The sequence below is a fragment of the Xanthomonas sp. NCPPB 2632 genome (assembly GCF_041228075.2).
Classification (GTDB): Bacteria; Pseudomonadota; Gammaproteobacteria; order Xanthomonadales; family Rhodanobacteraceae; genus Luteibacter.
Genome location: NZ_CM192979.1, coordinates 1537588 through 1559165, shown reverse-complemented (window position 1 = coordinate 1559165; position 21578 = coordinate 1537588). Strand labels below are relative to the sequence as shown.

The 21578-nt window shown below is 66.6% G+C and carries 21 protein-coding genes; 15 read left to right on the top strand and 6 right to left on the bottom strand.

Features of this window, described 5'->3' with window-relative positions; genetic code table 11:
- Window positions 1-3: 3 nt before the first annotated feature.
- Complete coding sequence (locus AB8808_RS07060) at window positions 4-588, bottom strand: hypothetical protein (RefSeq protein WP_369927971.1); 585 nt, start codon at window positions 586-588, stop codon at window positions 4-6.
- A gap of 28 nt (window positions 589-616) precedes the next feature.
- Complete coding sequence (gene dapA, locus AB8808_RS07055; RefSeq protein WP_036142738.1) at window positions 617-1510, bottom strand: 4-hydroxy-tetrahydrodipicolinate synthase; 894 nt, start codon at window positions 1508-1510, stop codon at window positions 617-619.
- A 137-nt stretch (window positions 1511-1647) separates the two neighbouring features.
- On the opposite strand from dapA, the gene AB8808_RS07050 reads away from it, so the two are divergent.
- The 6 genes from AB8808_RS07050 to AB8808_RS07025 all read left to right on the top strand — a co-directional run bounded on the left by AB8808_RS07050 (window position 1648) and on the right by AB8808_RS07025 (window position 7213).
- A complete protein-coding gene (locus AB8808_RS07050) occupies window positions 1648-2250 on the top strand; it encodes a glycine cleavage system transcriptional repressor (RefSeq protein ID WP_036142741.1) in 603 nt (200 codons plus the stop codon).
- A gap of 22 nt (window positions 2251-2272) precedes the next feature.
- On the top strand, window positions 2273-2734 hold the full coding sequence (locus AB8808_RS07045) for a peroxiredoxin (RefSeq protein ID WP_036142744.1): 462 nt from the start codon (window positions 2273-2275) through the stop codon (window positions 2732-2734).
- Between the two features lie 82 nt (window positions 2735-2816).
- Window positions 2817-4205, top strand: coding sequence for a PhoH family protein (locus AB8808_RS07040; RefSeq protein ID WP_036142747.1), 1389 nt, complete (start codon window positions 2817-2819; stop codon window positions 4203-4205).
- A gap of 160 nt (window positions 4206-4365) precedes the next feature.
- Window positions 4366-5151: a bifunctional hydroxymethylpyrimidine kinase/phosphomethylpyrimidine kinase gene (thiD, locus tag AB8808_RS07035; protein WP_369927966.1), complete on the top strand. Its 786-nt coding sequence runs from the start codon at window positions 4366-4368 to the stop codon at window positions 5149-5151.
- Window positions 5152-5227: 76 nt separating this feature from the next.
- The gene (locus AB8808_RS07030) at window positions 5228-6178 is read left to right on the top strand and encodes an aspartyl/asparaginyl beta-hydroxylase domain-containing protein (RefSeq protein WP_369927963.1); all 951 of its coding nucleotides are present in this window, start codon (window positions 5228-5230) and stop codon (window positions 6176-6178) included.
- 483 nt (window positions 6179-6661) lie between these two features.
- Window positions 6662-7213 (top strand): hypothetical protein, encoded by a 552-nt coding sequence (locus AB8808_RS07025; protein ID WP_369927961.1) that lies wholly within the window; start codon window positions 6662-6664, stop codon window positions 7211-7213.
- Window positions 7214-7319: 106 nt separating this feature from the next.
- Here the strand turns inward: AB8808_RS07025 and AB8808_RS07020 are convergent.
- The 4 genes from AB8808_RS07020 to grxC form a co-directional block, all read right to left on the bottom strand.
- Window positions 7320-8458, bottom strand: a protein-coding gene (locus AB8808_RS07020; RefSeq protein WP_369927958.1) for an IS3 family transposase whose coding sequence is annotated in 2 segments (ribosomal slippage) — window positions 7320-8212 and window positions 8212-8458 — 1140 coding nt in all. Because the reading frame shifts where the segments join, the coding sequence is not laid out codon by codon here.
- Window positions 8459-8872: 414 nt separating this feature from the next.
- The gene (locus AB8808_RS07015; protein WP_369927956.1) at window positions 8873-9895 is read right to left on the bottom strand and encodes an isocitrate dehydrogenase; all 1023 of its coding nucleotides are present in this window, start codon (window positions 9893-9895) and stop codon (window positions 8873-8875) included.
- 129 nt (window positions 9896-10024) lie between these two features.
- A complete protein-coding gene (locus AB8808_RS07010) occupies window positions 10025-10414 on the bottom strand; it encodes a carboxymuconolactone decarboxylase family protein (protein WP_369927954.1) in 390 nt (129 codons plus the stop codon).
- On the bottom strand, window positions 10414-10683 hold the full coding sequence (gene grxC / locus AB8808_RS07005; protein WP_369927952.1) for a glutaredoxin 3: 270 nt from the start codon (window positions 10681-10683) through the stop codon (window positions 10414-10416). Before grxC ends, AB8808_RS07010 begins: the two co-directional genes overlap by 1 nt.
- Window positions 10684-10786: 103 nt before the next feature.
- Here grxC and AB8808_RS07000 point away from each other — a divergent pair, with 103 nt between their 5' ends.
- The 9 genes from AB8808_RS07000 to AB8808_RS06960 all read left to right on the top strand — a co-directional run bounded on the left by AB8808_RS07000 (window position 10787) and on the right by AB8808_RS06960 (window position 21476).
- Window positions 10787-12439 carry a M48 family metalloprotease gene (locus AB8808_RS07000; RefSeq protein WP_369927950.1) on the top strand — a complete coding sequence of 551 codons (1653 nt, stop codon included), beginning with the start codon at window positions 10787-10789 and terminating at the stop codon, window positions 12437-12439.
- 68 nt (window positions 12440-12507) lie between these two features.
- The gene (gene phoB, locus AB8808_RS06995; RefSeq protein WP_036142766.1) at window positions 12508-13197 is read left to right on the top strand and encodes a phosphate regulon transcriptional regulator PhoB; all 690 of its coding nucleotides are present in this window, start codon (window positions 12508-12510) and stop codon (window positions 13195-13197) included.
- Between the two features lie 60 nt (window positions 13198-13257).
- Complete coding sequence (gene phoR, locus AB8808_RS06990) at window positions 13258-14535, top strand: phosphate regulon sensor histidine kinase PhoR (protein WP_369927947.1); 1278 nt, start codon at window positions 13258-13260, stop codon at window positions 14533-14535.
- Window positions 14536-14613: 78 nt separating this feature from the next.
- A complete protein-coding gene (ppk1, locus tag AB8808_RS06985; RefSeq protein ID WP_369927945.1) occupies window positions 14614-16710 on the top strand; it encodes a polyphosphate kinase 1 in 2097 nt (698 codons plus the stop codon).
- Entirely contained in the window at window positions 16707-17852 is a 1146-nt protein-coding gene (locus tag AB8808_RS06980) for an MGDG synthase family glycosyltransferase (protein ID WP_369927943.1), read from the top strand. Before ppk1 ends, AB8808_RS06980 begins: the two co-directional genes overlap by 4 nt.
- Window positions 17849-18355 carry a hypothetical protein gene (locus AB8808_RS06975; protein WP_369927941.1) on the top strand — a complete coding sequence of 169 codons (507 nt, stop codon included), beginning with the start codon at window positions 17849-17851 and terminating at the stop codon, window positions 18353-18355. Before AB8808_RS06980 ends, AB8808_RS06975 begins: the two co-directional genes overlap by 4 nt.
- Before the next feature lie 45 nt (window positions 18356-18400).
- Complete coding sequence (locus AB8808_RS06970) at window positions 18401-19921, top strand: Ppx/GppA phosphatase family protein (protein ID WP_369927939.1); 1521 nt, start codon at window positions 18401-18403, stop codon at window positions 19919-19921.
- 83 nt (window positions 19922-20004) lie between these two features.
- Entirely contained in the window at window positions 20005-20745 is a 741-nt protein-coding gene (locus AB8808_RS06965; RefSeq protein WP_369927937.1) for a peptidylprolyl isomerase, read from the top strand.
- Window positions 20742-21476, top strand: a complete 735-nt coding sequence (locus tag AB8808_RS06960; RefSeq protein WP_369927935.1) for a UDP-2,3-diacylglucosamine diphosphatase — start codon at window positions 20742-20744, stop codon at window positions 21474-21476. The genes AB8808_RS06965 and AB8808_RS06960 overlap by 4 nt, the downstream gene beginning before the upstream one ends.
- The last annotated feature ends 102 nt before the right edge of the window (window positions 21477-21578 follow it).

Sequence of the window (21578 nt, the reverse complement as noted above, 5' to 3'; positions counted from 1 at the left end):
CGGTTACTTGCTGCCCATCCGCGACTTCAGCGAGTCGACCACACGGCGAACGCCACCGGCATCGCCCTGTGCACGTACTTCGCTGCCCGAACCACTGGGCGTGACCGCCAGCACGACGGTGTGGACACCGCCCTGTGCCGAGGCCGGGGCATCCTGCCCGTCGGCCTGTTTGCCACCGCCGAACATCCGCTTGAACAGGCCCGGGCGGTTTTCCGGGGCGCTGGTGGTGGCGGCGATCTGGTAGGTGTGGCTGGCGTCGTCGTGACCGACCACCTTGCCCAGGTCGCCCACGCTCAGCAGCTCGCCGATGCGACGGTAGGCGGCGTCCGGTGCATCCGTGAGGATGAAGCCGTCCGATACCGGGGCATTGATGGCCGCGGCCTTGGCATCGGCTGCACCCGAGCCGACGTCCGGCACGACCAGCGCCGCGCTCGTCGACGGCGTATCCAGGCCCGGCGGGATTTCAAGCGGGGCCTCCTGCTGGGCTTTCTGCCATTCCTTGGTGGAGCGGAACGCGCCGCAACCGGACACGAGCAGGGCGGACAGGAGCAGTGCCGGGACGACCAGCGCGTACGAGGTTTTCTTCATGAACTAAGGTTCCGTTGAATGGGATGCTTCAGGCGGCAGACGCCAATGGTGCCAGAGCGGAGAGTGTTTCGCGCAGCTTTGCCCGATCCGGGCCGGATTCGAGCTCGACCAGCGGCAACCGGAGCGCCGCGGAACCGAGCCCCAGCGCGCTCAGCCCCGCCTTGACCGGGATGGGATTCGGCGCGCAGTTCAGCGCGTCGATGAGCGGCGCCAGGCGGGCGACTTCGCGTGCGGTGCGGGTGGCATCGCCCGAGCGGGCGGCGTCGCAGAACGCGCGGAAAGCCTCCGGCACCAGGTTGGCCACGACCGAGATCGTCCCCGCGGCACCCGCCAGCATGGCCTGATGGGCCGAACCGTCGTCGCCGCTGAGGTAGACGAAATCCGCGCGGATAAGTTCCGCCAGCGCCTTGATGCGCTGCGTATCGCCCACGGCTTCTTTGATGCCGACGATGCCGGGGTGGTCGCGCAGTTGCGCCACGGTCTCCGGCGCGATGTCGCAGCCGGTACGGGACGGCACGTTGTAGAGGATGACGGGAAGGCCGCCTTCGTCGGCCACCGCAAGGAAATGCCGACGGAGGCCTTCCTGGGTGGGACGCACGTAGAACGGCGCCACGACCAGCGCGGCGTCCGCGCCCAGCGCCTTCGCCCGACGCGTGGTGGCGACGGTGCGGGCGGTGCCGGCCTCGCCCGTGCCGGCGATGACCGGGATGCGATGGTCCACGTGCTTCACGGCGAACGCCAGCAGGCGCTCGAACTCGTCGTGCTCGAGGAAATGCGCCTCACCCGTGGAGCCCGCCACCACCACGCCCTGCGTGCCACCGGCGATCTGCTGGTCCAGCAGGCGGCCGAAGGCATCCAGATCGAGGGAACCGTCCGCGGCGAAGGGGGTGGCCAGCGCGGTGATGCTTCCAGAGATATCCAAGGTGGAACCCGTTGAGTAATCAGCCGTTCCCATGTTACCGGGGCGTTTCCGGGTAGTCCATTCGGCCGATCGGGCGGCGATCCCGCGCGGGTGTCTTGCTAGCGTGCGACGGGGGCAAGTAAGCTGGCGCCGAAGCGATGGTCCCGCCCCCGCGGGACGCGCCATGGGTACCCAAGCCTTTGAATCGTTCCGCAGCACGCACCACCACTACCGACAACCAGCTTCTCATCTCGACGCTGTCGCCGGCGCACCGCGCGCCGATCCTCGCGCTGGCCAAGCGCATCGCGGATTCCGGCTGCAACCTGGCCGACGCCCGCGTCTCCACCATCGGCAACGACACCTCGGTCATGCTGCTGGCATCGGGCGCCTGGGATGCCGTGGCCAAGCTGGAAACCTCGCTCGGCAAGCTGGCCCGCGACGAAGAACTGCAGATCGTCCACTACCGCACCACGCCGCGCGAGCCCACGTCGCACCTGCTTCCCTACCTGGTCGAGGTGATCGCCGCCGATCGTCCGGGCATCCTGGTCAAGATCATCGAATTCTTCTCCCGGCGCGACATCAGCGTCGAGCAGCTGTCGTCCATGCGCTACCAGGCCATGCAGACGGGCGCGGAGATGTTCCAGGCCCAGATCACCATCGGCATTCCGTCCGAAACCCACATCGCCGCCTTGCGCGACGATTTCCTCGAGTTGTGCGATGGCCTCAACCTCGACGCCATCATGGACCCCGTGAAGTTCTGAGCCCAAGGATCGCCCCCCGCGCATGACCGGAAAGACCACGAAGCTTCCGAAACTCGAAGGTACCCTCGGCGACGGCTCCTCGCTGTCACTGGCCGCGCTGAAGGGAAAATGGGTGGTGGTGTTCTTCTATCCCAAGGACAGCACCCCGGGCTGCACCACCGAGGCGAAGGATTTCCGCGACCTCTACGCGCAGTTCCAGGAGCGCAACGCCGAGGTCGTCGGCGTGTCGCGCGATTCCGTGCGCTCGCACGCCAACTTCGCCGCCAAGCAGTCCCTGCCCTTCCCGCTCGTCTCCGATCCCGACGAAACCTGGTGCCAGGCGTTCGACGTCATCCACGAGAAAGTGCTCTACGGCAAGCGCTACCTGGGCGTGGTGCGCAGCACTTTCCTGATCGATCCCCACGGCAAGGTCGCCGCCGAGTGGCGCGGGGTGAAGGTCCCCGGCCATGCGCAGGCCGTGCTAGAGCGTGTTCCCACCGCGTGACGGATTCCGCGTCATGCGGCTCCCACCCCCGGCCGTCGCCGTGCGGCCGGTCTTCGCAACCTCCACATGAGGTGACTTCCGTATGACCGGAAGCAAGCGCATCTACGCCCTCGACACCAACGTGCTGTTGCACGATCCGACCTCGCTGTTCCGCTTCGAGGAACACGACGTCTTCATACCGATGACGGTGCTGGAGGAACTGGACGAAAAGAAGAAAGGCGGCTCCGAGGTCTCGCGCAACGGCCGGCAGGTCAGCCGGTTCATCAACGAGCTGATCGAGCGCGGTGGCGGCGAAGGCATCCGCGGCGGCATCGAGTTGACCAACCCGCAGGGCGTCAAGCTGAAACGCGGCGCGGTGGGCAGGCTGTTCTTCCAGCAGCGTGCCGGCCACGGCAACGGCAAGGCGGACAACCAGATCCTGGCGGCGGTGATCGACCTGCGCGACCAGTACCCCGACCGACAGGTCATCCTGGTCAGCAAGGACATCAACCTCCGGATCAAGGCGTCGATCTACGGCATCGATGCGGAAGACTACGAGAACGACCGCGCGCTGGACGATTTCGCCCTGCTGTTCACCGGCTCCGATGCACTTCCCGAGGATTTCTGGAGCCGGCATCCGGAACTGCGCTCGTGGAACGAGCGGGGCCGCACGTTCTACGAGGTGAGCGTACGCGAGGACGAGCCCTGGTACGCCAACGAATGCCTCTACATGCCGGGCGAGAACGATGTCGAGCTGCGCGTGCTCGAGATCACCGGCGACGAGGAGGATCGCAAGGCCAAGCTGGTGCTGCTGGACGACCACACCCACGCCGCGCACGGCGTGTGGGGCATCGCGGCACGCAACCGCGAGCAGAACTTCGCGCTCAACCTGCTGATGGACCCGGACGTCGACTTCGTCACGCTGCTGGGCACCGCCGGCACGGGCAAGACGTTGCTTGCGCTTGCCGCCGGCCTGGCCCAGGTGATGGACCAGCAGCGTTACCGCGAGATCATCATGACCCGCGCCACGGTATCGGTCGGCGAGGACATCGGTTTCCTGCCCGGCACGGAAGAAGAAAAGATGACGCCGTGGATGGGCGCGCTCACCGACAACCTCGAAGTGCTCGCCAATCCCGAGGAAGGCGGCTCGTGGGGACGCCAGGCCACCAACGACCTGCTGGCCTCCCGCGTGAAGATCCGCTCGCTCAACTTCATGCGCGGCCGTACCTTCCTCAGCCGCTACCTCATCATCGACGAGGCGCAGAACCTCACGCCGAAGCAGATGAAGACGCTGATCACCCGTGCCGGCCCCGGCACCAAGATCGTCTGCCTGGGCAACGTGGAGCAGATCGACACGCCCTACCTCACCGAAACCACCTCCGGCCTCACCTACGCCGTGGACCGTTTCAAGATGTGGGCCCATTCCGGGCACATCACCCTGAAACGCGGCGAGCGCTCCAGACTCGCCGACTTCGCCTCCGAGGCTTTATAGGGAACTCATAAGGAAATGTAGGAGCGAGCCTGCTCGCGATCCTGTAGGAGCGAGCCTGCTCGCGAAGCAACCTGGCCCCGGTCCCTCCAAGACCGGGCCGGGCACCTCCCTATGGAAACCGCTTCCGGATACGTTCCCCAGCCCGGCTATCATCAGCCCCATGCCCCCCCGCCCCACCCTCCGCCCCAACACCCTCACCATCGCCGGCTCCGATGCCGGCGGCGGCGCCGGCCTCCAGGCCGACCTGAAAACCTTCCACGCGCGCGGCACGCACGGGCTCACCGCGGTCACCGCCGTCACCTCGCAGAACACGCGCGGCGTCACCGCCGTGCACACGGTGCCCGTGGCCCATGTGCGCAGCCAGCTGGATGCACTGTTCGACGACTTCCCCATCGCCGCGGTCAAGACCGGCATGCTCGGTAGCGCCGCGATCACCCGACTCGTGGCGACGCAAATGCAGCGCCGGCAACCTGCGTGGCTGGTGGTCGATCCGGTGATGCTGGCCACCAGCGGACGGCGCCTGCTGGACGAGGATGCGCTCGAGGCCCTGGTCACCCGCCTGGTCCCACTGGCCGACGTGCTCACGCCGAACCTTCCCGAGGCCGAGGTACTGCTCGGCCGACCACTGGGACGCGACCTGGACACCGCCGGTGCCGACCTGCTCGCCCTCGGCACGCGTGGCGTGCTGCTCAAGGGTGGCCACGGCAAGGGCCGCACACTGGTCGATCGCTACTACGACGCCCGTGGCGTCATCGAGCTGCGCCATCCGCGCCTGCCGATCGAAGGCCACGGCAGCGGATGCACCCTGGCCGCCGCCGTCACGGCCGCACTGGCCCGGGGCAAATCGCCGCGCACCGCCGTCCGCGAGGCCATCGCATGGACGAACGGGGCGTTCCGGCGCGCCTGGAAACCCGCAAACGGCGAGGTCCACGTGCTCGGCCATTGACGGGGGAGTATCCTAGACGCGTTGATACGGGCCGCCTCGGCCGCATGTATCGCTCGTCCACGTCGAGTCGCCACACATGAATTTCCTCGGACCCCGCTTCATCGTCCTGTATGTCCTGATCCTGTTCACCCTGTGCGTGCTGCGGGTGCACCTGCGCGGTCGTTCGCGCCTGCGCTTCGATCGCCAGCTGGTCGACCACTCGGCCATTTTCGCCCCGTATAACCTGCTGATGTACGCCTTCTCCGCCGTACCGGCCCGCCCCATCCTGGATCGCAGCGGCTTCCCGCAACTCGACCTGTTGCAGACCAACTGGCAGGCGATCCGCGCCGAGGCGATGCACCTGTTCGACGAAGGTTTCATCCGCTCGGCGGAGAAACACAACGATGCCTCGTTCAACTCCTTCTTCAAACAGGGCTGGAAGCGCTTCTACCTCAAGTGGTACGGCGAGCCGCTCACCTCCGCCGAAACGCTCTGCCCCGAGACGGTGAAACTGCTCAACGCCATCCCCAGCGTGAAGGCCGCGATGTTCGCCCTGCTCCCACCCGGCAGCAAGCTCAACCCGCATCGCGATCCCTTCGCCGGTTCGCTGCGCTATCACCTCGGCCTGATCACGCCCAACTCCGACGAGTGCCGCATCTTCGTCGACGGCGAGATGCACGCCTGGCGCGACGGCAAAGACGTCGTCTTCGACGAAACCTACGTGCACTGGGCCGAGAACCGCACCGACCAGACCCGCGTCATCCTGTTCGCCGATGTCGAGCGCCCCCTGAAAAGCAGCATGATGACGGCGATCAACAAACGCGTCGGCGCCTTCATGGGCTCCATCACCGCCTCGCCCAACAGCGACGACGGCAACGAACAGGTCGGCTTCGTCAACCGCATGTTCGCCCTCAACAAGCGCGGTCGCGAACGCACCCGCCGTTTCAAGAAGGCCAACCCCAAGCTGTTCCGACTGGTCAAGTACGTCGGCATCGTGCTGGCGATCTGGCTTATCTTCCTGGCGCCCTACCCGTTCTATCGCGGCTGATCCGTCGCTGACGGCGGACCCTCTTTGACATCGGGCCACATCGGCGACGGCCGCCGCCTCCCCGAACAATCCATCTCGGTCCGCCGCGTCGGCTCACGCGATCGCCAGTCACAACCGTGGTACGTCCACGACGGCCTGGAATTCGTACTCAAGGTCATCACCGGCCGCGCTTTCGGCCCACAGAACGGCCACCTGCTACCCAGCCAGCGCGCACGAAATACGCGAAAGTGGCAGACATGGTGCGTCGAACAGTATTCGGCGCAGGCGAGCGTTTGCCGTGGTGAAACGAATGAGTCGCCACACTTGCGCCAGTCGCTCTAAGCGTGCCACCCACGTCGAAGTGCTCATCGCGCATCGCCCCTGCGTAATGAATAAGAGAACGTAGAATAAATCTGAAAAAATGCACTTTTTTTCTAAACTCGCTGCATTCTTCGGTCGTGTAGAGCAATCTCATGCGCACGCTTTTGAAGAAGGAGCTTCTCCATGGAAAGTCGCAAGGCTTTTCGCCGGATTGCCGTATTCGCTGCTTTAGTCATCGTACTGCCTGCCCTCGCGCATGATGGGGCAACCCTCCAGGTCCACATTGATGGCCAAGCGCCACAAGGGTCCGTATCGTCGAACCAGTTGACCGTGACGATCCGTAACGTGAGCGACCACGCGGTTTACCTACCTCGTCACCGCACGCCCTTGTTCACGCCTGATGGTCACCTGATGGGCAACGTCTTCGAGGTCACGGATCAGGAAGGACGTCCCGCAACGTTCATTGGCCGATACGTTCGCGTATCACCGATAAATCCCTCCCATTTCTTTGTTCGCGTCGATCCCGGCCAGACGCTGTCGCATCTTCTGGACCTGGCAGCGGACTACAACCTGACGGCGGGAGAACATTACCGGGTTCGCTACAGCCAGGATTTTGTCCGGACAGTAGAAATCGACGCTTCGGGAGAAATAGCCAACAGCTCGGACGCTGAAGAAGTGAGCAACACCAAACAGATCGTCGCCGATAAACGCACGACACTTCTCAAGCAGAACTAATCGCCGGCCATTTGCGCAACCGCGCTCTCCTACCCCACGCCTTACCGGTGGGGAGAGCCGGCGGGTGCCTGTCGTGGTCAAGTATTTCTGGACACCCGATAGGGCGTTATTTTCGGGCCGCCATCATCTCGTAAATGGCTGGCGGCACCTGCCCGTTGGCCGCATGTAGGCGCCGGTAGTTGTAGTACGACGTCAAGAAAACAGTGATGTCGCTTTGGGCTTCATCGCGGTTGCTGTAAGTCGATGTCACCCATTCGGTTTTCAACGTGGCGAAGACGCGCTCGGCAACCGCGTTATCCCAACAGTTGCCGCGCCTGCTCATACTTTGGGTAATCCCCAGGGCCTTGAGGCGTCCGAGAAAGTCAAAACTGTTGTACTGCGCACCTTGATCGGAGTGGAACATGAGATTCCCCGACGGTTTCCTCTCTCTGATTGCCATGTCCAGGGCGGCAACGGCCAGCTGTGCATTCGGCCGGGTTGAAAAGGCCCAGCCCACGATCCGGCGTGCATAAAGATCCACGACAACGGCCAGATAGAGCCAACCCTGTCGGGTAGGCACAAAGGTAATGTCACCGACCCAAACCTGGTCGGGCCGGGCGACGTTGAATTGCCGTTCGAGGCGATTGGGGGCCGGCACAGCCGCCTTGCTCGCCGTCCGGTACACGTGACGACGCACCCGCTCGGCCCATAGACCGGCCTGCCTCATCAACGTGCGCGCCCGATATCGCCCTGTCGGCATGCCTTGGCGACCCAACTCAGCCGCCATGCGACGGGTGCCGTAACTGCCTCGGCTCTGGCGATGAATCTGCTTGACCCTTGCTACTAGCGCCGGATCGGCAACCGCCGGCTGTACCTCGTCTGCCCGCTTGGCGTAATAGCTGCTACGGGGGTATTCCATCGCCTCGCACAGCCGCGATACCGGGTAGGCCTCCTTCAGCTCGTCGATCACCGCCGTGGGCGATCGCTCTCCCGAACGAAGAAGGCGATGGATTTTTTTAAAAGTTCGCGCTCCTCCTTTAGCTGAAGTACCTGCGACTCAAGCTCGACGATACGCCGCCGATCATCCGCCGCCGTGGGGGCATGAACCCCGGTCGACTTAGCCTCTTCATGTATCGCCAGCCAGCGCCTCAACGCTGTCGGGCCTACATCCATCAGCTGGCATACCTGTCGTACCGTATGCCCCTCGGCCACCACCAGATGTACGGCGTCGTCTCGCTGCGATTGCGATATCTCTTTACGTCCCATAGCTCACCTCCTTCTGCCTGTGAATCCTATCGGACTGTCCAGAAAGATTAGACCACCTCAGACACCCTCGGGGCCGGTAGCCGCAGGCGAGGGCTTCGAACGGACAAGGCCGCGTAGCGGGGCCGGCCAGGACGGCCGGCCATTTTCGCGAGACAGGATGTCGAGTCGGAAATCCCCGTTCGAAGCCCGACCCGGGCCCGAAGGGCAATCAATACACGGCCGCGGACGCGGCCCTTCATTGACGGGTCGCCGCAGGCGTGGCCCCGAGGGTGGCACCCGCCGGCTCTTGCTCCACGCCCCAAGGCTCCAAAGCTCGAAGGCCCAGCGCGATGCCGAAGGCGAGCCCTACACGCCCAAAAAAGTCAAAAAAAAGACCTCGCGAATCTCGCGAGGTCTTTCAAGAACGATCAAACCTCACGCCGTAGCGCGAATACGCTCCACGATCGCATCACCGAAGGTATCCGTCGTACCCGTACCACCCACATCCGGCGTCGTGCGATCACGAGCATCCATCACATCGCGGATGGCGCTGCGCAGACGCGTAGCCTTGGCAACCATGTCCAGGTGATCCAGCATGTCCGCCGCGGCAAGCAGCAACGCACACGGGTTGGCCTTCTTCTGCCCCGCGATGTCCGGCGCCGAACCGTGAACCGCCTCGAAGATGGCCGCGTCCTTGCCGATGTTCGCGCCCGGCGCGAGGCCCAGGCCACCGACCAGACCGGCACACAGGTCGGACAGGATGTCACCGAAAAGATTGGTGGTGACGATCACGTCGAACTGGTACGGATTCATCACCAGCTGCATGCACGCGTTGTCCACGATCATCTCGTTGAACTCGATGTCCGTGTAATCCTTGGCCACTTCACGCGCCACCGTCAGGAACAGGCCCGACGAGGTCTTCATGATGTTGGCCTTGTGCACCGCCGTGACCTTCTTGCGGCCCTTCTGGCGAGCCATCTCGAACGCATAGCGGCAGATGCGCTGCATGCCCGGACGGGTGTTGCGGATCATCGACACGGCCACTTCGTTGTCGCCTTCGCCCGTCTGCGTCTGGCCTTCGGCGAGGTATGCGCCTTCGGTGTTCTCGCGCACGGTGATGATGTCGATGTTCTCGAAGCGCGCCTTGGTGCCCGGGAAGCTGATCGCCGGACGCACGTTGGCGTAGAGGTCGAACTTGCGCCGCAGGGTGACGTTGATCGAGGTGAAGCCGCCGCCGATCGGGGTGGTCAGCGGACCCTTCAGGGCCACCTTGTGCCTGGCGATGGTGTCGATCGTGGCCTGCGGCAGCAGGTCGCCGTGCTTTTCGAGCGCGACCACGCCGGCGTCCACATACTCGTAGGACAGGCCACAGTCGAGGGCGTCGAGGACACGGATGGTCGCGTCCATGATCTCGGGGCCGATGCCGTCGCCGGGAATCACGGCAATCGTCTTGCTCATGGGAGTACTCCTGAAGGTGTGTCGCATGACACGTGCCGAAGCGCACGCGTGGGGAGAAAAATCGCCCAATTATCGGCGATCCTGCCCTCTTCCTTCAAGGATGGCGCCCCGGAAGGGCGCCATGGTCGATCAGGCGGCGGGATGGTCCGCGCAGGCGGCGGCATCCGTGGCCGGTTCGCCCTCGAGCGAGTCGAGGAAATCCACGGCGCGACGCAGGTGGGGAATGACGATCGAGCCGCCCACCACCAGGCCCACGCTGAACACCTCGAAGAACTCGTCGCGGTTCACCCCCGCCTCCTTGCACTGGGCCACGTGGTAGCTGATGCAGTCGTCGCAACGCAGCACCATGGAAGCGACCAGGCCAAGCATTTCCTTGGTCTTGACGTCCAGCGCGCCCGCCCGGTAGGTCTGGGTGTCCAGGGCGAAGAAGCGGCGCACCACCTGGTTGTCCTCGCCGAGGATGCGCTCGTTCATCCGCTGGCGGAACGCCGTGAAGTCCTCGACGCGCTTATCGGCCATCAGTTCGCCGCCTCGAGGATCTCGGCCAGCCGGCCGCTGCGGTCGGCCGCGGCCAGGTCGTCGAAACCGCCCACATGGGTGCCGTTGATGAAGATCTGCGGCACCGTGCGACGGCCGCCGCTCTTCTCCAGCATGAGGTCGCGCTGGGCCGGATCCGTGTCGATGCGCACCTCGTTCCATGCAAGGCCCTTGGCCTTGAGCAGGTTCTTGGCGGCCACGCAGTAGGGACATACGGCGGTGGAATAGATGGTGATGTCGGGGGTGGACACGGGAGGGGAACTCCAAGCCGGGATGAGGGTGAAAAATGGCGATCCGGCGGCTATTTTACAAGGCAATCGTTCGCCACCGGGTGATGGTATCGTCCTCCCACCTATGCGTATCCCACGTCTTCGCCTGCCCCTGATCGCCGCCGCCGCGCTCGCCACCTTCGCCGCCGGCGCCCAGGACAACGTCCGCCTGCCCGACCTGGGCAGCTCGGCCAATGCGCTGATCAGCCCGCGGGAGGCCGACGAATACGGGGCGATGATGCTGCGCCAGATGCATGCACTCGACCTGACGCTGGACGATGCCCTGCTGGACCAGTACATCAACGACCTGGGCTATCGCCTGGTGGCGGCGAGCGACCGGCCCAAGGACCACTTCCAGTTCTTCATCGTCCGCGACACCCAGATCAACGCCTTCGCCGCGCCCGGGGGCTACATCGGCGTCAATGCCGGCCTGATCAACATCACGCAGAACGAGAGTGAGCTGGCCGGCGTCATGGCCCACGAGATCGGCCACATCACGCAGAACCACCTCTACCGCGCCTTCGAGGACTCCAAGAAGAACGCGCCGTTGATGGCCCTGGTGCTGCTGGGCGCCATCGCGGCCGGCGCCGGCGGCGGCCTGGGCGATGCCGCGCCGGCCGTGCTGATGGGCGGCCAGGGCCTGCTGATGCAGCGGCAGATCAACTTCACCCGCAAGGACGAAGTGGAAGCCGACCGCGTGGGTATCCAGACCCTCTCCCGAGCCGGCTACGATCCCGAGGCGATGGGCGCCTTCTTCGGCCGCATGCAGGACACGCTGCGGGTGGGCCAGGGCGAGGAAGCCCTGCCGGCGCTCCTGCAGACCCACCCGGTGACCCTGGCACGCATCAGCGAAGCCAAGGCGCGCGCCCGCACGCTGGAGGAAGCCCAGGCCAACCGGCCGCGCCAGCCGACGCTGGACAAGGCCACCTGGGAAAAGAGCACGGCCCCGATGCTCTTCGTCAAAGACCCGACCACGCTGATCTCCCCCTCGGGGAAGGTGGCCAGGGACGGCGTCGACGACACCTACGCGCTGATGCGCGAGCGCGTGCGCGTGCTCTCGGGCGACGCACGCCAGCTGGCGCCGTATTACGCCACCAACCTGAAGCGGAAGGATTTCGACACCGCGGCCAACCGCTACGGCTATGCCCTCTGCCTGCTGCGCATCGGCCAGGGCGCCCAGGCCGCCGCCGAGTTGCAGCCCCTGCTGGCCAGGGCGCCGTCCAGCGTCGTGCTGCGCCTGGCCCTGGCCGACGCCTACGAGAACGCGGGCCGCCACGGCGACGGCATGGCGATCTACAAGGCCCTGCATGACAACTCTCCGCGTAACCGCGCGGTGGCCCTGGGTTACGCCCGCGCCCTCACCGGTACCGGACGGGTCGAGGACGCCCGCATCGCCACCGCCATGCTCCGGCCGATGCTGGACGACAGTGAAGACCCGGACATCTACCGCACCTTCGCACGGGCCAGCGAGCTGTCCGGCGACGGCGTCCGGGCCGCGGAGGCGTATGCGGACAGCGCCTACCTCTCCGGCCGGCCGTTCGACGCCATGGAGCAGCTGAAACGGCTACTGGGCCGGAACGACCTGGATTATTACCAGCGATCGCGCGTCCAGGCGCGCATCGCCGACCTCACCCCGCTGCTGCTGGAGCTGCGCAAACGGCGGATTACCACCGATGACAACCCCGACGGCCGCAGCCAGTGGGCCGGGTCTCGGACCACGCTGAGAAACGGAATGTGACCGTTGTCATTCCCGTGTAACACTGCAAGGCTGCAATATGACGGTCACAGCCACCGAGCGGCCCACGCGTGCATAAGCGCATTCTCATCGTAGAAGACGAAGCTTCGATCCGCGACATGGTCGCGTTCGCACTTCGCAAGGCGGGTATGGACGCGGCTCACGCCGCGGACGCCCGCGCCGCACAGATGGCCATTTCCGAGCGCGTTCCGGACCTGATCCTGCTCGACTGGATGCTTCCCGGCACCAGCGGACTGGAACTGGCCCGGCGCCTGCGACGGGAAGAACTGTCACGGGAAATCCCGATCATCATGCTCACCGCCCGCGGCGAGGAGATGGATCGCGTCAACGGCCTGGAAGCCGGGGTGGACGACTATGTCATCAAGCCCTTCTCCACCCGCGAACTCATCGCCCGCATCAAGGCGGTCCTGCGCCGCAGCCAGGGCGACGACGGGTCGGGCGTGGTCGAACTGGGCGGCCTGCGTATCGATGGGCCCGCCCACCGCGTGTTCGCCGGCGAGGAAGCCGTGCCCATCGGCCCGACCGAGTACCGGCTGCTGTTCTTCTTCATGACCCATCCGGAGCGGGTCTACTCCCGTGCCCAGTTGCTGGACCATGTCTGGGGCGGCAGCGTCTACGTCGAGGAACGCACCGTGGATGTGCATATCCGGCGCCTGCGCAAGACGCTGGAGCCGTGGAAGCTCGACGACATGGTGCAGACGGTGCGCGGCGCGGGCTATCGCTTCTCCGCCAGCACCTAGGTTTGCGCGGGCGGGCACGCTATGGTCCGAGCATCTGAACGACCACCGGCCGTACCCGTCATGTCACACCGTTTCCTTTATTCCTGGCGCCTTCCCGCCGGTTGCGCGGCCCTACTCGTACTGGGCGGCGTGGCCGGCTGGCTGGTGCACGCGCCCCTGGTCGGTGTGACCGTGGTCGCGCTGGGGCAAATCGTCGTGCTGCTGTCTCTGTTCCGTCACAACACACGGCCAATGTTGCCTTCGACCGCCACGCATGCCCCCGAGTATGACCGTCTCATGACCCGCACCCGCCGAATCGCCTCCCGCCTGCGTGACCTGCGCAGCGCCGCGGGAACCCTGCCCGATGCCGTGGTCCTGTTGGACCACTCGCACCACGTGCGCTGGTTCAACCATGCGGCGGAGGAACTGCTCGGGCTGAAACAGGCGCGCGACCGTGGCCGGGTGCTGGCCGACCTGATGCGCAACACCGACCTGTCCGAATGGCTGGCCGACGGCGCGCGCGAACCGCTCAACGACGTGACCGCCCCCGGGCATCCGAACCGGCACGTGACCGCCACGCTGCTGCCCTTCGGCAGCCGCCAGCGGCTGTTGCTGGCACGCGACACCAGCCACCTCACCCGGCTGGAGCAGATCCGGCGGGATTTCGTGGCCAACGTGTCGCATGAGCTGCGCACCCCGCTGACGGTCATCCACGGCTACCTGGAACTGCTCGACCCCGAGGACGTGCCGGAGCTTGCCCCGGTCCTGGACGAGATGCGCGCGCAGTCCAAGCGGATGGGCCAGATCGTGGAAGACCTGCTCACGCTGTCACGGCTGGAAACCCAGGAACACGTCGCCGACGAACCCGTGGCGATGGCACCCCTGCTGGCCAGCCTGCGCAAGGAGGCCGAGGCGCTGAGCCAGGGCCGCCATACCGTGTCGCTGGACGTGGCCACGGGACACGACCTGATGGGCTCGCCGAAGGACCTGCACAGCGCGTTTTCCAACCTGGTCAGCAACGCGGTGCGTTACACCCCCACGGGCGGCAAGATCGTCATCCGCTGGGCCGCGATCGAGGAAGGGGCGCGGTTCTCGGTGCAGGATTCCGGTTTCGGCATTCCCGCCTCGCATATCGCGCGGCTGACCGAGCGGTTCTATCGCGTATCGTCCAGCCGCTCGCGCGATTCCGGCGGCACCGGCCTGGGCCTGTCCATCGTCAAGCACGTGCTGAACCTGCACCAGGCACGGCTGGTGATCGAGAGCGAACCCGGCAAGGGCTCCACCTTCGCCTGTGTGTTCGGCAGCGAACGCCTGGCCGATGCGGCCCGGCTCCACGAAGCCGCCGGCCTGCACGGCTGATTCGTGGCCGGCACGCGACGGCGGGTTGCTGCGACGCCGCTTTCCGGCATGATCGTCCATGCGCCACCATCGGACGTCATGAAAGGACCAGCGGAACGAATGAGCGAACCCGTCGACCTCGGTCACCCCGACCTCTACATCAACCGTGAACTGGCGGCGCTGGAATTCAACTTCCGTGTGCTGGCGCAGGCCCGCGATCCCGATGTCCCGGCGCTGGAGCGCCTGCGCTACCTGACCATCGTCAGCAACAACCTCGACGAGTACTTCGAGGTGCGCGTGGCCGTGCTCAAGCACAAGCATGCCCTGGGCGCGGCGTTGCCGGGAGCCGACGGGCTGTCTTCGGCGGAGGTCCTCAGCCGTATCCGCCAGCGCACGCTGGAACTGGTCGGCGAGCTGTACGCCATCTGGCACGAGGAACTGCTGCCCACGCTGGAAAGCGAGGGCATCCGCTTCCTGACCCGCGAAGCATGGAGCGATCGCCAGCGCCGCTGGCTGCAGGGCTATTTCCAGAACGAGATCATGCCGGTGCTGTCGCCGCTGGGCCTCGATCCGGCCCACCCTTTCCCGCGCATCCTCAACAAGACGCTCAACCTCGCCGTGGTGCTCGAAGGCCGCGACGCGTTCGGTCGCGAGGGCCACATGGCGCTGGTCCGCGCGCCGCGCTCGCTGCCACGCATCATCCATGTGCCCGGCGAAGTGGACGGCAACGACGGCGACTTCGTGTTCCTGGCCGAAGTGCTGCAGGCGTTCGCGGACGAGATCTTCCCCGGCTTCCGCGTCTGCGCGGCCTACCAGTTCCGCGTTACCCGCAACAGCGAGCTGGTGGTGGAGGAGGCCGAGGTGGAGAACCTCGCCCGCGCGTTGAGCGAGGAACTGGTCGGCCGCGGCTACGCGCGCCCGGTACGACTGGAAGTGGGTGCGGACTGCCCGCGCGCGATCACCGAGATGCTGGTGGCCAACTTCCAGCTGGAAGACGCCGACGTCTACCGCTGCGACGGCCCGGTCAACATCATCCGCTCGGGCCTGATCTACGACCAGGTGGATCGCCCGGACCTGAAATTCCCGCGGTTCACGCCACGCCTTTCCCCGGCGTTCGGCAAGGGCGTCAACGAGTTCGACGTGCTGGGCGCGCGCGACGTGCTGCTGCACCACCCGTACGAATCCTTCGTCTCCGTGATCGAACTGCTGCGCCGCGCGTCGACGGATCCGGGCGTGCTGGCGATCAAGCAGACCCTCTACCGCGCCGGCAAGGATTCGCCGCTGGTCGATCTGCTGGTAGAGGCGGCGCGCAACGGCAAGGACGTCACGGTGGTGATCGAGTTGCGCGCCCGCTTCGACGAGGAGGCCAACATCGGCCTGGCCACGCGCCTGCAGGAAGCCGGCGTGCAGGTGGTCTACGGCGTGGTCGGCTACAAGACCCACGCCAAGATGCTGCTGATCGTGCGACGCGAAACTGGCGGGCTGCGCCGCTACGTGCACCTGTCCACGGGCAACTACCACCAGGGCAACAGCCGCGGCTACACCGACATCGGCCTGATGACCTCCAACGCGGACATCGGCGAGGACATCCACAAGGTGTTCCAGCAGCTGTCCGGCCTGGGCCCGATGATCCAGCTGAAGCGCTTGCTGCATTCGCCGTTCACCCTTTACAGCAGCGTGATGGGCAAGATCGAGCGCGAGATCGAGCACGCACGCAACGGCCGGCCCGCGCGCATCGTCGCCAAGCTCAATGCGCTCAACGAGGCGCACGTGGTGGAAGCCCTCTACCGCGCCTCCATGGCCGGCGTCGGCATCGACCTGATCATCCGTGGCGCCTGCACCCTGCGCCCGGGCATTCCCGGCGTGTCGGACAACATCCGCGTGCGCTCGATCATCGGCCGTTTCCTCGAGCACAGCCGCGTCTACTGGTTCGGCAACGACGGCGCGCCGGAGCTCTACTGCGCCAGCGCCGACTGGATGGAGCGCAACCTGATGCGCCGCATCGAGGTGGCCGTGCCGATCCTCGATACGGAACTGGCTGCCCGGGTCTACGGCGAAACCCTGGAAAACTACCTGCGCGACAACACGCAGGCATGGCTGCTGGGCGCGGATGGCCGCTACACGCGCAACCAGCCCGCCATGGGCGAGGCACCGCACAGTGCGCAGCAGGCGCTGCTCTCGGCGTATTGCGGGTGACCCGGCGCGTCCTGTTCCTGTCGGTTTCCGCCGGCGCCGGGCATGTGCGCGCCGCCGAGGCGCTGGAAGCGTCGGTGGCGGCGCTGGCCGCCGAAGGCCACGACGTGGAGGCGAAGCACCTGGACGTGATGCATTACGTGCCCGCCACGTTCCGGCGCATCTACGCCGACTTCTACCTCAGCCTGATCACCCGCTATCCGCGGCTGTGGGGCATGCTCTACCGCATCACCGACGACACCCATCCGGATGCCGTGACCGCGCGCATGCGCCGCACCATCGAGCGCCTGAACACGCGACGCCTGCGCACGGCGATCGCCGCGTTTGCGCCGGACGCCATCGTCTGCACGCATTTCCTGCCGGCCGAGATGCTGGCCCGGCAGATCCGCAAGGGCCGCATCGATACCCCGGTGTGGCTGCAGGTCACCGACTTCGACCTGCACCGCCTGTGGGTGGTGCAGGGCATGGCCGGTTACTTCGCGGCCAGTCCCGAGATCGCCCATCGCATGCGCGCGGTGGGTCTGCCGGCCGACCGCATCCATACCACCGGCATACCGCTGATGCCGGCCTTCGCCGGTCCACACGATCGCCAGGCACTGGCCGCCGGCTTCGGCCTGGACCCGTCGCGCCCCACCTTCCTGGTGATGGGCGGGGGCGCCGGGGTGGGCGAACTGGACCGGCTGGCCGACACGCTGCTGGCCGCCGGCGGCACCTTCCAGCTGGTGGTGCTCGCCGGACGCAATGCCGCCATGCTTGAACGCCTGCGCGCCCTGGCCGCGACCCGGCATGCGGGGCGCCTGTTCCCCCTGGGCTTCACGCGTCGCGTCGATGAAGTGATGGCCTGCTGCGACCTGGCCATCACCAAGCCGGGCGGCCTGACCGCCTCCGAGTGCCTGGCGATGGGCCTGCCCATGATCGTCAACGCCCCCATCCCCGGCCAGGAAGAACGTAATGCCGACTACCTCCTGGAACAGGGCGCGGCGTGGAAGGCGATCGACGCCGTAGCCCTGGCCTGGCGCGTCGACGTGCTGCGCGACGCACCCGACCTGCTTGCCACGATGGCCTCCCGCGCCCGTGCCATCGGACGGCCCCATGCGGCACGCGACGTGATCGCCCGGGTGCTCGACCTGCGGGGCACGGCATGATCCATTCCCCGGGACGACGCGCGCTGTCGGTGCTCGCCACCGCGGCCTTCACCCTGCTGCTGGCCTTCCTGTTCGCGCATGTGGAGATCGAGATCGAAGGCGCGCACGGCTGGGCCACCAGCCTGCCCACCTGGCGGATCGAACACCACTGGCTGCTCGACTTGTTCTGGGGCGGCCGCGCCATGACCGGCTACCACGCCTACGTGTTTCCGTTCATCGCACTGTTCTTCCATTTCCCGATGGTGTTCCAGGGCTACTGGAGCTGGCGCGCGCAGGTACGCGCGATCGCCTGCATCATGCTGTTCTGGGTCGTGGAAGATGGCCTCTGGTTCGTGCTGAACCCCGCGTTCGGACTGGCGCGTTTCGACCCCGTCGACGTGCCCTGGCATCGCCACTGGTGGGGCCCGGCGCCGGCCGATTACTGGGTGTTCGGCTTCCTCTGCGTCGTGCTGTTCGTGCTGTCCGCGCTGCCCAAACCGCGGCGCGCGCCTACCCCACCCTGACGGACCGTGCCAGAATCCGTCGATACGTTGCTGCGGACATCCCTTTTGGCATCTACAGGCAAATCGCAGATCAACGACGGTGAATTCCTCGCCGCGGTCGATCTGGGCTCCAACAGCTTCCACATGGTGGTGGCGCGCTACGAGCACGGCGAGCCGCGCGTGATCGACCGCCTGCGCGATTCGGTGCGCATGGCGATCGGCCTGCGGCCGGACGGCACGCTGGACGCCGGCCACCGCGCCGCCGCGCTGGCCAGCCTGGCGCGGTTCGGCCAGCGCATCGCCGGTATTCCCGCCCTGCACGTCCGCGCGGTGGCGACCAACACCGTGCGCCGGCTGGCCTCCCCGCACGCCTTCCTGTCCGCGGCGGAAGCGGCGCTGGGTCACCCGGTCGAGATCGTCTCAGGCCGCGAGGAAGGTCGCCTGATCTTCCTCGGTGCCGCGCACGACCTGCCGGCCTCGCGGGACCACCGCCTGGTGATCGACATCGGCGGCGGCAGCACGGAGTTCATCATCGGCCGCGGCACGTCGCCGTTGCTGACGGAAAGCGTGCAGGTGGGCTGTATCGCCAGCACCCTGCGGTTTTTCCCCGGCGGCAAGATCACCCGCAAGCGCTGGCTGCGTGCCCGCCGCGAGATCGGCGTATTGCTGCAGCAGTTCTCCGAGGATTACCGGGAAGCCGGCTGGGCGGATGCCTACGGTTCCTCGGGCACCTCCAAGGCCATCGGCGCCGTGGTCCGCGCGATGAAGCTCTCCGACGACGGCATTACCCCGGAAGCGTTGGCCGCGCTGCGCGAGGCCCTGATCGAGCAGGGTGCGTCCGGCGGCGCGCTCAAGCTGCCGGGACTGCCCGAGGATCGCGCCGAAGTCTTCGCCGGCGGCGTCGCCATCTACGAGGCGGCCTTCGAGGCGCTGGGCATCGAACGCCTGCGCGTGTCGGAAAGCTCGATGCGCGAAGGCCTGCTGTGGGACCTGATCGGCCGCTCGGCAGGCACCGACCCGCGCATGGCCAGCATCGACGCGCTGGCCGCGCGCTACGGCGTGGACCGCGCGCAGTCACGGCGCGTCGAGACCACGGCGCTGGGTCTGTTCGACCAGTTGGCCAAGGTGTGGAAACTGGACGACGACAGCCGCGAATGGCTGTCGTGGGCCGCCCGCGTGCACGAGTTGGGCCTTGCCATCGCGCACAGCCAGCACCAGCGGCACGGCGCCTACATCCTGCGCCACGCGGACCTGGCGGGCTTCTCGCGCCAGGAGCAACAGCTGCTGGCGGCGATCGTCGAATCGCACCGCCGCAAGCCGGAAAAATCCGTCATCGCCGCGCTTCCCGTGCGTTACCGCATGCTGGCCCGGCATATCACCGCCATCCTGCGCCTGGGCGTGCTGTTCCGCCGTGCGCGCCGTGCCGAGTCGCTGCCACGCATCCGTGCCGTCGCCACGCGCCAGCGCCTGCGCCTCACCCTGCCCGCGGACTGGCTGGACCAGCACCCGCTGACCGAGGCCGACCTCGACCAGGAGCGAGAACCGCTGGCGGAACTGGGCCTGGAGCTGGAAATCGTGACCGAATGAGCGCGATCGCCCGGGCGTGCGCGAACGGTTTCACGAAGGGGCGTATCATCGGTGACCTGTTCCGCCGCCGCGATCGGTCACCCATGTTCAAAGCCGTCCTTGCCAGCGTCCTGCTCGCCCTGCCTCTCGGCGCCCTGGCCCAGCAACCCGCGAAACCCACGGCCCCGGCCACCGGTGCCGCGGAACATCCCAGGGTGCTGATGCACACCACGCAGGGCGACTTCACCCTGGAGCTGTACCCGGAAAAGGCTCCCAAGAGCGTCGCCAACTTCCTGCAGTACGTGCGTGACGGTTTCTACGACGGCACGGTGTTCCATCGCGTGGTCGACGGCTACCTGGTGCAGGGCGGCCTCTACAGCCGCGACCTGACCCAGCGGCGCACGCGCGCCGCCATTCCCAGCGAGGCGGACAACGGTTTGTCCAACCTGCGTGGCACGGTGGCCGTGGCCCGCGGCGCCGACGCCAACTCAGGCACGTCGCAGTTCTTCGTCAACCTGGTCGACAACCGCCGGCTGGATTACGTCAGCAACCAGAGCGGCCTCACCTGGGGCTTTGCCGTGTTCGGCAAGATCGTCTCGGGCATGGATGTGGTGGACAAGATCGCCGCCCTGCCCACACGCGCGCAGGGGCCGTTCGTCGGCGATGTTCCCAACCCGCTGGTGATCATCGATTCGGCCAGCGTGGTCGGCGAGGAAAAGGCCGCCCCGGCCCACGCGTCCTCCGCGGCCGCCGCGACGCCGGCCGCCACCAGGAGCAGCTCGGCTCCGGCCAAACCGGCCACGAAGAAGGCCGACAAGAAGGCCGCGGCGCCGAAGGCCGCATGAGCACGCTGTTCATCGCGGACCTGCATCTGGACGATGCACGGCCCGCCATCACCACGCTGTTCGAGCAGTTCCTGGCCTCCAATGAAGCGCGCACCGCCTCGGCGCTCTACATCCTGGGCGACCTGGTCGAAGCGTGGATCGGCGATGACGACGACGCCGAACTACCGACCCGCATCGCCACCGCCACGCGCCGCCTTAGCGACGCCGGCGTGCCGGTGTTCTTCATGGCCGGCAACCGCGACTTCCTGCTGGGCGACGCCTTTGCCGAACGCGCCGGCCTGACTCTGCTCGACGACGGCACGGTGCACGACATCGAAGGCGTGCCCACGCTACTGATGCACGGCGACCTGCTGTGCACCGACGACGTGGAATACCAGACCGTGCGCGCCCAGGTCCGCACGCCTGCCTGGGCGGCACAGATCCTCTCCATGCCGCTGGAAGCACGCCGCGCCTTCGCCGCCAAGGCACGCAGCGACAGCAAGTCGCGTACCGGACGCATCGACGAGACCATCATGGACGTGAACCAGGCCGCCGTCGAAACCGCTATGCGCAACGCCGGCGTGCAACGCCTGGTGCACGGGCATACCCACCGCCCCGCCATCCACACCTTCGACCTCGACGGCCGCCCGGCCCAGCGAATCGTGCTGGGCGACTGGTACGACCAGGGCTCGGTACTGACCATCGACAGGGGCGACACGCAGCTCCGCGGATTCGACAACGAGCACATGTAAACGCGCGTGTGTGAACGCGCACGTGGCGCGCCACGTGGCGCGCATGTAGGAGCGCACGATGTGCGCGACAGATGTTGAGGCCTTACGCCCGGATTCACGCGC

Bases quoted from the DNA above. Each gene is read 5' to 3' on its own strand.
- AB8808_RS07060 (WP_369927971.1), bottom strand. From the start codon at position 588: ATGAAGAAAACCTCGTACGCGCTGGTCGTCCCGGCACTGCTCCTGTCC.
- AB8808_RS07050 (WP_036142741.1), top strand. From the start codon at position 1,648: ATGGTCCCGCCCCCGCGGGACGCGCCATGGGTACCCAAGCCTTTGAAT.
- AB8808_RS07045 (WP_036142744.1), top strand. From the start codon at position 2,273: ATGACCGGAAAGACCACGAAGCTTCCGAAACTCGAAGGTACCCTCGGC.
- AB8808_RS07040 (WP_036142747.1), top strand. From the start codon at position 2,817: ATGACCGGAAGCAAGCGCATCTACGCCCTCGACACCAACGTGCTGTTG.
- thiD (WP_369927966.1), top strand. From the start codon at position 4,366: ATGCCCCCCCGCCCCACCCTCCGCCCCAACACCCTCACCATCGCCGGC.
- AB8808_RS07030 (WP_369927963.1), top strand. From the start codon at position 5,228: ATGAATTTCCTCGGACCCCGCTTCATCGTCCTGTATGTCCTGATCCTG.
- AB8808_RS07025 (WP_369927961.1), top strand. From the start codon at position 6,662: ATGGAAAGTCGCAAGGCTTTTCGCCGGATTGCCGTATTCGCTGCTTTA.
- AB8808_RS07015 (WP_369927956.1), bottom strand. From the start codon at position 9,895: ATGAGCAAGACGATTGCCGTGATTCCCGGCGACGGCATCGGCCCCGAG.
- AB8808_RS07010 (WP_369927954.1), bottom strand. From the start codon at position 10,414: ATGGCCGATAAGCGCGTCGAGGACTTCACGGCGTTCCGCCAGCGGATG.
- AB8808_RS07000 (WP_369927950.1), top strand. From the start codon at position 10,787: ATGCGTATCCCACGTCTTCGCCTGCCCCTGATCGCCGCCGCCGCGCTC.
- phoR (WP_369927947.1), top strand. From the start codon at position 13,258: ATGTCACACCGTTTCCTTTATTCCTGGCGCCTTCCCGCCGGTTGCGCG.
- ppk1 (WP_369927945.1), top strand. From the start codon at position 14,614: ATGAAAGGACCAGCGGAACGAATGAGCGAACCCGTCGACCTCGGTCAC.
- AB8808_RS06975 (WP_369927941.1), top strand. From the start codon at position 17,849: ATGATCCATTCCCCGGGACGACGCGCGCTGTCGGTGCTCGCCACCGCG.
- AB8808_RS06965 (WP_369927937.1), top strand. From the start codon at position 20,005: ATGTTCAAAGCCGTCCTTGCCAGCGTCCTGCTCGCCCTGCCTCTCGGC.
- AB8808_RS06960 (WP_369927935.1), top strand. From the start codon at position 20,742: ATGAGCACGCTGTTCATCGCGGACCTGCATCTGGACGATGCACGGCCC.